We start from the raw sequence: 12,707 nt of genomic DNA, 5'->3' as shown, positions 1-12,707 counted from the left end.
ACTTATGACTAAAAAATACTTTGGCACCGACGGTATCCGTGGTCGGGTCGGCGAGTTTCCGATTACTCCTGATTTCATGCTCAAGCTTGGATGGGCGGCGGGTATGGCGTTCCGCAGCATGGGAGCGTGCCGCATCCTGGTGGGCAAGGACACCCGAATTTCGGGGTACATGTTTGAATCAGCACTTGAGGCCGGCTTATCCGCCGCAGGCGCTGATGTGATGTTGCTGGGGCCAATGCCGACGCCGGCGATTGCATACCTGACGCGTACCTTTCACGCTGAGGCCGGTATTGTGATCAGTGCTTCGCACAATCCCCATGACGACAACGGCATCAAGTTCTTCTCCGGTCAGGGCACCAAGTTGCCAGACGAGATTGAGCTGATGATAGAAGAGCTGCTGGATGCGCCGATGACGGTGGTCGAGTCCAGTAAGCTGGGCAAGGTGTCGCGTATCAATGACGCGTCCGGTCGTTATATCGAGTTCTGCAAGAGCAGTGTGCCAACCAGTACCAACTTTGCCGGCCTGAAGATTGTTGTCGACTGCGCCCATGGTGCGACCTACAAAGTCGCACCAAGCGTATTCAAGGAGTTGGGCGCAGATGTGACAGTGCTTTCTGCTCAACCCAACGGATTGAACATCAACGAAAACTGCGGCTCCACCCATATGGAGCAGTTGCAAGCCGCTGTCCTGGCCGAGCATGCCGACCTCGGGATTGCCTTCGACGGTGATGGCGACCGCGTGCTGATGGTTGATCACACGGGTGCCGTGGTGGATGGTGATGACCTGTTGTTCATCATTGCCCGCGACCTGCATGAGCGTAACAAGCTGCAAGGCGGTGTCGTCGGTACGCTGATGAGTAACCTGGGGCTTGAACTGGCGTTGGCGGACCTGGGTATTCCTTTTGTTCGCGCCAACGTCGGTGACCGGTATGTGATCGCCGAGCTGCTGGAGCGTAACTGGCAGGTAGGTGGTGAGAACTCCGGGCACATCGTGTGCTTCCAGCACACTACCACCGGTGACGCGATTATTGCGGCGTTGCAGGTGCTGTTGGCTTTGCGTCGCCGCGAAGAGAGCCTGGCTCAGGCGCGTCAGGCCTTGCGTAAATGCCCACAAGTATTGCTTAACGTGCGTTTCGCAGGTGGGGAAAACCCGATCGAGCACCCTGCTGTCAAAGAGGCCTGCGAGCGCGCGACTCTAGCAATGGCTGGTCGCGGACGGGTATTGCTTCGCAAGTCCGGCACAGAGCCTTTGGTGCGCGTTATGGTCGAAGGTGACGACGAAATACAGGTTCGCGGCCATGCCGAGGACCTGGCAAAACTGGTAACTGAAGTTTGCGCCTGAATTCGGCTTGCCAGTAATGATGTGGTTGGGTAACATCTGCGCCCACTTTGACCGACGAGGTACAGCATGCGTCGCACTATGGTAGCTGGTAACTGGAAGATGCACGGTACCCGCGCCAGTGTCGCTGAGCTGATCAATGGCCTTCGTCACTTGGCCTTGCCTAGCGGTGTTGATATCGCGGTGTTCCCGCCTTGCTTGCATATCACCCAAGTGGTTGATGGCTTGAAAGGTAAGTCGATTCAGGTTGGCGCGCAGAATTCTGCAGTGGAAGCCATGCAAGGTGCGTTGACCGGTGAGATTGCACCGAGTCAGCTGGTTGATGCGGGTTGTTCCTATGTGCTTGTCGGGCACTCCGAGCGCCGTCAGATGATGGGCGAGCGTGATGGGACACTCAATCGCAAGTTCGCAGCAGCACAGGCTTGTGGCTTGATTCCGGTGTTGTGTATTGGGGAGACCCTTGAGCAGCGCGAATCGGGCAAGACTCTTGAAGTTGTCTCGCGTCAGCTTGGCAGCATCATCGAGGAGCTGGGTGTTGGTGCGTTCGCAAAGGCGGTAATTGCTTACGAGCCGGTCTGGGCCATTGGTACCGGGCTGACTGCTACACCGCAGCAGGCGCAGGATGTGCACGCAGCCATCCGTGCGCAGTTGGCGGCAGAGAATTCTGAAGTCGCACAAGGTGTGCGGCTTCTATACGGCGGCAGCGTGAAGGCGGCCAATGCGGTCGAACTGTTCGGCATGCCGGATATCGATGGGGGGCTCATTGGTGGAGCTTCCCTGAATGCAGATGAGTTCGGTGCGATTTGTCGCGCCGCGGGAAACTGAAAAAATGCTGGAAACAGTCGTAGTCGTTTTTCATCTGTTGGCTGCCCTGGGCGTAGTTGCCCTGGTTTTGTTGCAACAGGGTAAAGGTGCGGATGCTGGTGCGTCTTTCGGTGCAGGTGCTTCAAATACTGTATTCGGAAGCCAAGGTTCCTCTACCTTTCTTAGTAAGTTTACTGCTATACTTGCCGCCGGTTTCTTCATAACCAGCTTAGGGTTAGGTTACTTTGCTAAAGAGAAAGCTCATGTGCTGACTCAAGTAGGTTTGCCAAACCCAGCAGTGTTGGAAGTACCAAAAGCAAAGCCGGCTTCTGATGATGTCCCGGTGCTTCAAGAGCAAAAGTCGGCTACTCCAGCGACTGACGTACCTCCAGCTCAAGAGCAGAAGTAAGAAGGGTTGTAAACGCTGTATTGCCGAGGTGGTGGAATTGGTAGACACGCAACCTTGAGGTGGTTGTGCCCATAGGGTGTAGGGGTTCGAGTCCCCTTCTCGGTACCAATTATCAGGAGAGCCCGCTGTTGCGGGCTTTCTTGTAGGTGGAAGGTTACATTGACCCTGTAAGGGATCGGTCGTATACTTCCGCCCCAGCTTTGTCGCGGGGTGGAGCAGTCTGGTAGCTCGTCGGGCTCATAACCCGAAGGTCGTCGGTTCAAATCCGGCCCCCGCAACCAGTTTTAGCGGAGCCCCTTTTAAGGGGCTTTTTGTTAGCTGGACACTTTCAACGCCGCTGTTCGACGGCGTTTCAAGGATGGGCGTTTCGCCCATTTTTTTATTTTGCACAGCATGCACATACATGCACGAGGGGGTTCAGGTGTCGAGCAAGCTAGAAGAGTTGCAGGCCTTGTTGGCCCCGGTGGTCGTGGCCCTAGGCTATGAATGCTGGGGTATTGAGTTTTCGGCTCAAGGTCGCCACTCAATGTTGCGCGTTTATATCGATAAAGAGGGCGGCGTGCTGGTGGACGATTGTGCCATTGTCAGCCGTCAGATCAGCGGTGTTCTGGATGTTGAAGATCCTATCTCCGTTGAGTACACCCTCGAAGTTTCCTCGCCAGGCATGGAACGCCCACTGTTCACTATTGATCAGTTTGCAAAATTTGCCGGTGAACAAGTGAAGATCAAGCTGCGATCCCCGTTCGAAGGGCGTCGTAACTTTCAGGGCCTTCTGCGCGGTGTAGAAGAACAGGATGTCGTGGTGCAGGTAGAAGACCATGAGTTCCTGTTGCCGATCGATATGATCGACAAGGCCAACATTATTCCCAGTTTTGACTGAGACGCGGATCCCGCGGATCCAATGGCTTGCGAAAGGCGAGGCGTACGATGAGCAAAGAAGTACTGCTGGTTGTTGAGTCGGTATCCAATGAAAAGGGCGTACCGGCAAACGTGATTTTTGAAGCGTTGGAGCTGGCATTGGCCACTGCTACCAAAAAGCGTTTTGAAGACGAAGTTGATCTGCGTGTGGAAATCAACCGCCACACCGGTGCCTATGAGACTTTCCGTCGCTGGACGGTCGTCGAAGAAGCCGATCTGGATGATCCGGCCATCGAAACCTGGCCGAGCAAGGTTGCTGAAACGCACCCAGGCGCCCAGGTCGGTGACGTCGTCGAAGAAAAGATCGAATCCATCGAGTTCGGCCGTATTGCTGCACAGACCGCCAAGCAGGTCATCGTGCAGAAGGTTCGCGAAGCCGAGCGCGCTCAAGTCGTTGACGCCTATCGCGAGCGCCTGGGTGAAATCATCTCCGGCACTGTGAAAAAAGTTACGCGTGACAATGTGATCGTCGACCTGGGCAATAACGCCGAAGCGTTGCTGGCCCGCGAAGACATCATCTCTCGCGAAACCTTCCGCGTTGGCGTGCGTTTGCGTGCGCTGCTCAAGGAAATCCGCACCGAGAACCGCGGCCCTCAGTTGATCCTGTCGCGTACCGCGCCGGAAATGCTGATTGAGCTGTTCCGTATCGAGGTGCCGGAAATCGCCGAAGGTCTGATCGAAGTCATGGCTGCGTCCCGCGACCCGGGTTCGCGCGCCAAGATCGCGGTCCGTTCCAAGGACAAACGCATCGACCCGCAAGGCGCTTGCATCGGTATGCGCGGTTCGCGTGTCCAGGCAGTGTCGGGCGAATTGGGCGGTGAGCGTGTGGACATCGTCCTGTGGGACGATAACCCGGCGCAGTTCGTGATCAACGCCATGTCGCCGGCTGAAGTGGCGGCAATTATCGTTGACGAAGATGCCCATGCAATGGACATCGCCGTTGGCGCAGACAATCTGGCTCAGGCCATTGGTCGTGGTGGTCAGAACGTGCGTCTGGCCAGCCAATTGACCGGCTGGACCCTGAACGTGATGACCGAATCGGACATCCAGGCTAAGCAGCAAGCTGAAACCGGTGACATCCTGCGCAACTTCATCGACGAGTTGGAAGTCGACGAAGACCTGGCACAGGTGCTGGTGGATGAAGGCTTTACCAGCCTGGAAGAGATTGCCTACGTACCGTTGGAAGAAATGCTCAACATCGACGGCTTTGACGAAGACACCGTCAACGAGCTTCGCGCTCGGGCCAAGGATCGTTTGTTGACTAAAGCCATCGCTACTGAGGAAAAGCTGGCAGACGCCCATCCGGCCGAAGACCTGCTCTCGCTTGAGGGTATGGACAAGGATTTGGCGATGGAACTGGCGGTGCGCGGCGTAATTACCCGCGAAGACCTGGCCGAGCAGTCTATTGACGATCTGCTCGACATCGACGGCATTGACGATGATCGTGCCGGCAAGTTGATCATGGCCGCCCGAGCCCATTGGTTCGAGTAATTAGGCGCGGCCTGAGGAGAGAAGTGCATGACGCAAGTCACGGTGAAACAACTGGCCGATGAGGTCAAAACACCGGTAGAGCGCCTGTTGCAGCAGATGCGTGAGGCAGGTCTGCCGCACACCGCCGCCGATGAAGGTGTGAGCGATAGTGAGAAGCAGTCTTTGCTGACTCACTTGAAGAGCAGCCACAAGGCGAAAGTGGAAGAACCGCGCAAGATTACATTGCAGCGCAAAACCACCAGCACCCTGCGTGTTGCGGGTAGCAAGAGCATCAGCGTTGAAGTACGTAAGAAGAAAGTCTTCGTACAGCGCAGCCCGGAAGAAATTGAAGCCGAGCGCAAACGCGAACTGGAAGAACGTCGCGCAGTAGAAAATGCTGCACGTCAGAAGGCTGAAGAAGAAGCCAAGCGTCGCGCCGAAGAAGAAGCGCGTCGCCAGCCTGCTGCTGCGCAAACTGCTTCCACTGAAGCGGTCGCCGCACCTAGCGCGCCTGCAGAAGCTGTGCGTGAGGCTGCTCCGGCGGCCGCTGCACCAGCACCTGCTGCTGATGCCCGTAAGCGCGACGAACCTCGTCGTCCGGATAAACCGCGTGCCGACGATAACAGTCGTCGCGGTGGTGGTGGCGATGGCGAGCGCAAAAACGCTCCGCATCGTGCTTCGGTCAAAGAGAAAGCGCCTGCTCCACGTGTTGCCCCACGTACTACCGACGAAGAAAGCGATGGCTTCCGTCGTGGTGGTCGCGGCAAGGCCAAGCTGAAGAAACGCAATGCCCACGGTTTCCAGAGCCCAACCGGCCCTGTCGTGCGTGATGTGCAGATCGGCGAGACCATCACTGTTGGCGATCTTGCCAATCAGATGTCGGTCAAGGCTGCTGAAATCATCAAGTTCATGTTCAAACTGGGTACTCCAGCCACCATCAACCAGGTGCTTGATCAGGAAACTGCTCAACTGGTAGCCGAAGAACTGGGCCACAAAGTGACCCTGGTCAGCGACACCGCCCTGGAAGATTCCCTGGCAGAGTCCCTGAAGTTTGAAGGTGAGACCTTCTCCCGTGCGCCAGTCGTGACCGTAATGGGCCACGTTGACCATGGTAAGACTTCGCTGCTCGACTACATCCGTCGTGCCAAGGTAGCTGCTGGCGAAGCCGGTGGTATCACCCAGCACATCGGTGCGTACCACGCTGAAACCGAGCGCGGCATGGTCACCTTCCTCGACACCCCTGGTCACGCCGCGTTTACCGCAATGCGTGCCCGTGGTGCCAAGGCGACTGACATCGTGATCCTGGTAGTTGCAGCGGACGACGGCGTGATGCCGCAGACCATTGAAGCTGTCCAGCACGCCAAGGCCGCTGGTGTTCCACTGGTTGTTGCCGTGAACAAGATCGACAAGCCGGGCGCAGATCTCGATCGCATCCGTAGCGAACTGTCGGTTCACGGCGTGACGTCTGAAGAGTGGGGCGGTGATACGCCGTTCGTTTCGGTTTCGGCGAAAGTCGGTACCGGCGTGGACGAGTTGCTCGAAGCTGTCCTGCTGCAAGCTGAAGTCCTCGAACTGAAAGCAACCCCATCGGCCCCAGGTCGTGGTGTTGTGGTTGAATCGCGTCTCGACAAAGGTCGTGGCCCGGTGGCAACCGTGCTGGTTCAAGACGGTACCCTGCGTCAAGGCGACATGGTACTGGTCGGTTCGAACTATGGCCGTGTACGTGCCATGCTCGACGAGAACGGCAAGCCAATCAAGGAAGCGGGTCCTTCCATCCCGGTCGAGATCCTCGGCCTGGACGGTACTCCGGACGCTGGCGACGAGATGAGCGTGCTGTCTGACGAGAAGAAAGCCCGTGAAGTGGCTCTGTTCCGTCAAGGCAAGTTCCGCGAAGTCAAACTGGCTCGCGCTCACGCCGGCAAGCTGGAAAACATCTTCGAGAACATGGGGCAGGCAGAGAAGAAGACGCTTAACATCGTCCTCAAGTCTGACGTTCGTGGTTCCCTCGAAGCGTTGAACGGCGCCTTGAATGGCCTGGGTAACGACGAAGTGCAAGTGCGTGTTGTGGGTGGTGGTGTCGGTGGTATCACCGAGTCCGACGCCAACCTGGCACTGGCTTCCAACGCTGTACTGTTCGGCTTCAACGTGCGTGCCGATGCTGGCGCTCGCAAGATCGTCGAGCAGGAAGGCCTGGACATGCGTTACTACAACGTCATCTACGACATCATCGAAGACGTCAAGAAAGCCCTCACCGGCATGCTTGGCAGCGACGTCCGGGAGAATATCCTGGGTATTGCCGAAGTACGTGACGTGTTCCGCTCGCCGAAATTCGGTGCGATCGCCGGTTGCATGGTTATCGAAGGTACCGTGTACCGTAACCGTCCAATCCGTGTACTGCGTGAAGACATCGTTATCTTCGAAGGCGAGCTGGAATCCCTGCGCCGCTTCAAGGATGACGCTTCCGAAGTACGTGCCGGCATGGAATGCGGTATCGGCGTCAAGAGCTACAACGACGTCAAGGCTGGCGACAAGATCGAAGTCTACGAGAAGGTTCAGGTTGCTCGCAGCCTCTAACTCGCGCACTTCAGGAGCCACGTCGCGTGTGGGCATGCAAATGCCCCGCACAGCGTGCGGACTCTAAACGCAACGCCCGGTCTGGCTTTTGTCAGGCCGGGCGTTTGCCGCTTTCAGACCCCATGGGTTTCACCGTGTGGCAGTAACAGGTAACAAGACATGGCAAAAGAATACAGCCGTACCCAGCGTATCGGCGATCAGATGCAGCGTGAGCTGGCCCAACTGATCCGTCGCGAAGTCAAAGACCCTCGCGTTGGCCTGGTCACCATCACCGCTGTTGAAGTGAGCCGTGACGTGGGTCACGCGAAGATCTTCATCACCGTGATGGGGCAGGACAACAGCGAAGAAATCGCGCAAAGCATCAAGGTGCTCAACTCTGCCGCAGGCTTCCTGCGCATGCAGTTGGCCCGTGAAATGAAGCTGCGCAGCGTGCCCCAGTTGCACTTCCACTACGACGAAAGTGTCGTGCGTGGCGCGCACCTGTCGGCACTGATCGAGCGCGCCGTGGCTGAAGACAGCCAGCACCCATCCACACCTGAAGACGCCAAGGAGTAAGCGGTGGCTCAGGTCAAACGTATCCGTCGCAACGTCAGCGGCATCATTCTGCTCGACAAGCCGATTGGCTTTACCTCCAATGCCGCGTTGCAGAAGGTCCGCTGGTTGCTCAATGCCGAGAAAGCCGGACACACCGGCAGCCTCGATCCCCTGGCCACCGGCGTACTGCCGTTGTGCTTTGGCGAGGCCACCAAGTTCTCGCAATACCTGCTCGATTCCGACAAGGGTTACGAAACCCTGATGCAACTGGGCAAGACCACCACCACGGCAGACGCCGAAGGTGATGTTTTGCAGGTTCGCGACGTGACCGTTGGTCGTGCTGATATTGAAGCTGCCTTACCTGCTTTTCGTGGGCAAATCAGTCAGATACCGCCGATGTACTCGGCTCTCAAGCGTGATGGACAGCCCCTTTACAAGCTGGCACGTGCGGGCGAAGTAGTGGAGCGCGAACCGCGTTCTGTTACTATTGCGCGCTTGGAATTGCTCGCCTGTGAAGGTGACACCGCCCGGTTGGCCGTGGACTGCAGCAAAGGCACTTATATCCGTACCCTGGTGGAAGATATTGGTGAAAAGCTCGGTTGCGGCGCGTACGTTGCAGAGCTGCGACGTACCCAGGCCGGACCTTTCAGCCTGGCCCAGACGGTCACGCTGGAAGAGTTGGAAGCGGTACACGCAGAAGGCGGCAACGAAGCGGTTGATCGCTTCCTGATGCCGTCGGACAGTGGTTTGCTGGATTGGCCATTACTGCATTTTTCGGAACACAGCGCGTTCTACTGGCTTAACGGCCAGCCGGTACGCGCCCCGGATGCGCCGAAGTTCGGCATGGTGCGGGTACAGGATCATAACGGTCGCTTTATCGGTATCGGTGAAGTGAGCGAAGACGGGCGCATCGCGCCGCGTCGACTGATTCGGTCAGAATGACCGAACGAGTGTGGCTGTTAACAGGCACGGTCAACACTCATTTTTAGATACAGGGATTTGTCCCTGGCCTGTTGAAACTGCCCTTTGGGTGGTTTCCTGAAAAAAGGATTGCCTCATGGCTCTCGACGTTCAAGAAAAAGCACAAATCGTAGCTGACTACCAGCAAGCTGTTGGTGACACTGGTTCGCCAGAAGTGCAAGTTGCACTGCTGACCCACAACATCAACAAGCTGCAAGGTCACTTCAAGGCCAACGGTAAAGATCACCACTCCCGTCGTGGTCTGATCCGCATGGTAAACCAGCGCCGTAAGCTGCTGGACTACCTGAAAGGCAAGGATCTGGGTCGTTATCAGGCTCTGATCGGTCGCCTGGGTCTGCGTCGCTAATCAGCGATTGCGCTAGAGGTTGGTTGTCTGCCGTGTGTCAGTGGGATTCCCGCTGGCCCATGGTAGGCTCCCAGCCTCAAGTTTTATCTGGATACACGTTTTACCCCTGGACAAGGGTTGGGCCGATTCCCGACATTGCCCAAGAATTTCGCAAGAAGACAAGTTCCCCAAGAGCCACAAAGAAGGTAGGACACCGTGAACCCGGTTATCAAAAAATTCCAGTTCGGTCAGTCGACCGTTACCCTCGAGACAGGCCGTATCGCCCGTCAAGCCTCCGGCGCAGTGCTGGTTACCGTTGACGACGACGTTACCGTATTGGTGACCGTTGTTGGCGCCAAGCACGCTGACCCAAGCAAAGGCTTCTTCCCTCTTTCTGTTCACTACCAGGAAAAGACTTACGCTGCCGGTAAGATCCCTGGCGGTTTCTTCAAGCGCGAAGGCCGTCCTTCCGAGAAAGAAACCCTGACTTCCCGACTGATCGACCGTCCGATCCGTCCGCTGTTCCCAGAAGGCTTCATGAACGAAGTGCAGGTTGTCTGCACCGTCGTTTCCACCAGCAAGAAAACCGATCCTGACGTTGCTGCGATGATCGGTACTTCGGCTGCCCTGGCCATCTCCGGCATTCCTTTCGATGGTCCGATCGGCGCAGCCCGCGTTGCTTTCCACGAAAGCACCGGTTACCTGCTGAACCCGACTTACGAGCAACTGAAAGCGTCGAGCCTGGACATGGTCGTTGCAGGTACTTCGGAAGCCGTATTGATGGTTGAATCGGAAGCCAAAGAGCTGACCGAAGACCAGATGCTGGGCGCAGTACTGTTTGCTCACGACGAGTTCCAGGTTGTGATCAACGCTGTTAAAGAACTGGCTGCCGAAGCTGCCAAGCCTACCTGGGCCTGGGCTCCGCAAGCCGAAGCTACCGAACTGCTGGGCGCTATCCGCTCCGAGTTCGGCACAGCGATCTCCGACGCCTACACCATCACCGTCAAGGCCGACCGTTACGCTCGCCTGGGTGAGCTGAAGGACCAGGTTGTTGCCAAGCTGTCCGGCGAAGAAGGCCAGCCTTCTTCCAGCGAAGTCAAAGCAGCCTTCGGTGAAATCGAATACCGCACCGTTCGCGAAAACATCGTTAACGGCAAGCCACGTATCGACGGCCGCGACACTCGCACCGTTCGTCCGCTGAACATCGAAGTCGGCGTTCTGCCGAAGACTCACGGCTCGGCACTGTTCACCCGTGGTGAAACCCAGGCACTGGTAGTTGCGACCCTGGGTACTGCCCGTGACGCACAGCTGCTGGACACCCTGGAAGGCGAGAAAAAAGACCCCTTCATGCTGCACTACAACTTCCCTCCGTTCTCGGTGGGCGAGTGTGGTCGCATGGGCGGCGCTGGTCGTCGCGAAATCGGTCACGGCCGTCTGGCCCGTCGTTCGGTCCAGGCCATGCTGCCTGCTGCTGAGGTGTTCCCGTACACCATCCGTGTGGTGTCGGAAATCACCGAGTCCAACGGTTCCAGCTCCATGGCTTCGGTCTGCGGTGCTTCCCTGGCTCTGATGGACGCTGGTGTGCCGATGAAGGCGCCGGTTGCCGGTATCGCCATGGGCCTGGTTAAAGAAGGCGAGAAGTTCGCCATCCTGACCGACATCCTGGGTGACGAAGACCACCTGGGCGACATGGACTTCAAAGTAGCCGGTACCGCCAAAGGTGTTACCGCGCTGCAGATGGACATCAAGATCAAGGGCATCACCGAAGAGATCATGGAAATCGCTCTGGGCCAAGCCCTGGAAGCGCGCCTGAACATCCTCGGTCAGATGAACCAGATCATTGGTCAGTCCCGTACCGAACTGTCGGAAAATGCTCCGACCATGATCGCGATGAAAATCGACACCGATAAAATCCGTGATGTTATCGGTAAAGGCGGCGCGACCATTCGTGCGATCTGTGAAGAGACCAAGGCGTCGATCGACATCGAAGACGACGGCTCGATCAAGATTTTCGGCGAAACCAAGGAAGCTGCAGAAGCTGCACGTCAGCGCGTCCTGGGCATCACCGCTGAAGCTGAGATCGGCAAGATCTACGTCGGTAAGGTTGAGCGCATCGTCGACTTCGGCGCATTCGTCAACATCCTGCCAGGCAAAGACGGTCTGGTTCACATCTCCATGCTGAGCGACGCTCGCGTTGAGAAAGTGACCGACATTCTGAAAGAAGGCCAGGAAGTGGAAGTGCTGGTACTGGACGTGGACAACCGCGGCCGTATCAAGCTGTCCATCAAGGACGTAGCAGCAGCCAAGGCTTCGGGCGTTTAATTACCCCCAGGCTTCACGCTGAAAAAGAGGACTCTTCGGAGTCCTTTTTTACGCCTGCGGGAAAGTGCCGAAAAATCAGACGCTTAGTAAATCCCAAAAGCCGCAAGTTGCACGCAGGCAGGATCGCGTTCATGCAAGTTGCACGATTTCGAAATTTGGCTGTTTTTACAACTATATGATTTATAAGGATTTAATCCTCATTCGAGACTTGGCACACTGCCTGCAACAACCCTGTTAACGCTGCAGCATCAAGGTTCACACACTGCAGACTTTTAATAAAACAGGAGTTACTCGTATGAAGAAGTTCGCTCTCGCTACTGCTACCGCTCTGACCCTGGCCATGGGTGCTAACGTGGCCTTTGCTCAGACTTCCCAAGCTCCAATGACCCTGGCGGCCGGTGAAGCTACCAAGGCAAAAGAAAGCGTTTCGGATACTTGGATCACTACCAAAGTTAAATCCGATCTGCTGACCGAAAAAGGCATTCCTGGTTCGGATATCAAGGTTGAAACCAACAAAGGTGTGGTTTCCCTGTCTTCGACCGTAGCCATTTCGGATGCCCAGAAAGAAACTGCCGTAGCGATCACCAAGAAAATCAAAGGTGTAACCGCAGTTTCTGCTGACGGCCTGATGGCTGGCGGCGCTACCAAGGCAGACAACGTAGACAAAACCAAAGGCGCAGCTGCTGACGCCAAAGGCGCAACCTCCGATACCTGGATCACCACCAAAGTCAAAGCTGATCTGGTAACCGAGAAAGGCATTCCTGGCACCGACATCAAAGTCGAAACCAACAAGGGCGTAGTATCCCTGTCCTCTTCGGTCGCTGTGACCGAAGCACAGAAAACTACCGCGGTGAACATCACCAAGAAAATCAAAGGCGTTAAAGCTGTATCGGCCGATGGCCTGAAAGCAGAGTAACGCTCAATAGCTCGTCTGAACTAGCGGCGGCGGCGCGTGAGTTAGATATCCACTCAATGCACCTCTAAGTTTCATGCGACCGACCACACGGATGTGGTCATTACAGGCCCCGGCA

Annotated in this window: 11 protein-coding genes and 2 tRNA genes; all 13 read left to right on the top strand. The window is 56.6% G+C overall.

What is annotated here, in order from left to right; all coding sequences use genetic code 11:
• Nucleotides 1–4 precede the first annotated feature (4 nt).
• The 13 genes from glmM to FIV39_RS23900 all read left to right on the top strand — a co-directional run bounded on the left by glmM (nucleotide 5) and on the right by FIV39_RS23900 (nucleotide 12,592).
• Nucleotides 5–1,342 carry a phosphoglucosamine mutase gene (glmM, locus tag FIV39_RS23960; RefSeq protein ID WP_090399751.1) on the top strand — a complete coding sequence of 446 codons (1,338 nt, stop codon included), beginning with the start codon at nucleotides 5–7 and terminating at the stop codon, nucleotides 1,340–1,342.
• 66 nt (nucleotides 1,343–1,408) lie between these two features.
• Nucleotides 1,409–2,164: a triose-phosphate isomerase gene (tpiA, locus tag FIV39_RS23955; RefSeq protein ID WP_015885920.1), complete on the top strand. Its 756-nt coding sequence runs from the start codon at nucleotides 1,409–1,411 to the stop codon at nucleotides 2,162–2,164.
• 4 nt (nucleotides 2,165–2,168) lie between these two features.
• Nucleotides 2,169–2,552 carry a preprotein translocase subunit SecG gene (gene secG, locus FIV39_RS23950; protein ID WP_010206600.1) on the top strand — a complete coding sequence of 128 codons (384 nt, stop codon included), beginning with the start codon at nucleotides 2,169–2,171 and terminating at the stop codon, nucleotides 2,550–2,552.
• Nucleotides 2,553–2,574: 22 nt separating this feature from the next.
• Nucleotides 2,575–2,660: transfer RNA gene (locus FIV39_RS23945), tRNA-Leu, on the top strand.
• Between the two features lie 96 nt (nucleotides 2,661–2,756).
• Nucleotides 2,757–2,833 (top strand) — tRNA-Met (locus FIV39_RS23940).
• Between the two features lie 140 nt (nucleotides 2,834–2,973).
• Nucleotides 2,974–3,432 (top strand): ribosome maturation factor RimP, encoded by a 459-nt coding sequence (gene rimP / locus FIV39_RS23935; protein ID WP_003235029.1) that lies wholly within the window; start codon nucleotides 2,974–2,976, stop codon nucleotides 3,430–3,432.
• Between the two features lie 47 nt (nucleotides 3,433–3,479).
• A complete protein-coding gene (gene nusA, locus FIV39_RS23930) occupies nucleotides 3,480–4,961 on the top strand; it encodes a transcription termination factor NusA (RefSeq protein ID WP_003212187.1) in 1,482 nt (493 codons plus the stop codon).
• 27 nt (nucleotides 4,962–4,988) lie between these two features.
• A complete protein-coding gene (gene infB, locus FIV39_RS23925; protein ID WP_146371620.1) occupies nucleotides 4,989–7,514 on the top strand; it encodes a translation initiation factor IF-2 in 2,526 nt (841 codons plus the stop codon).
• A 159-nt stretch (nucleotides 7,515–7,673) separates the two neighbouring features.
• Nucleotides 7,674–8,069 (top strand): 30S ribosome-binding factor RbfA, encoded by a 396-nt coding sequence (gene rbfA, locus FIV39_RS23920; protein ID WP_003176137.1) that lies wholly within the window; start codon nucleotides 7,674–7,676, stop codon nucleotides 8,067–8,069.
• A gap of 3 nt (nucleotides 8,070–8,072) precedes the next feature.
• A complete protein-coding gene (gene truB / locus FIV39_RS23915) occupies nucleotides 8,073–8,990 on the top strand; it encodes a tRNA pseudouridine(55) synthase TruB (protein ID WP_014719950.1) in 918 nt (305 codons plus the stop codon).
• 115 nt (nucleotides 8,991–9,105) lie between these two features.
• Complete coding sequence (gene rpsO / locus FIV39_RS23910) at nucleotides 9,106–9,375, top strand: 30S ribosomal protein S15 (protein WP_003176135.1); 270 nt, start codon at nucleotides 9,106–9,108, stop codon at nucleotides 9,373–9,375.
• 195 nt (nucleotides 9,376–9,570) lie between these two features.
• Nucleotides 9,571–11,676: a polyribonucleotide nucleotidyltransferase gene (gene pnp / locus FIV39_RS23905; protein ID WP_090399755.1), complete on the top strand. Its 2,106-nt coding sequence runs from the start codon at nucleotides 9,571–9,573 to the stop codon at nucleotides 11,674–11,676.
• A 295-nt stretch (nucleotides 11,677–11,971) separates the two neighbouring features.
• A complete protein-coding gene (locus FIV39_RS23900; protein ID WP_090399757.1) occupies nucleotides 11,972–12,592 on the top strand; it encodes a BON domain-containing protein in 621 nt (206 codons plus the stop codon).
• Nucleotides 12,593–12,707: the final 115 nt, after the last annotated feature.

It is taken from the genome of Pseudomonas grimontii (assembly GCF_007858185.1).
GTDB lineage: Bacteria > Pseudomonadota > Gammaproteobacteria > Pseudomonadales > Pseudomonadaceae > Aquipseudomonas > Aquipseudomonas grimontii.
This window is presented reverse-complemented; position numbering and strand designations above follow the sequence as displayed.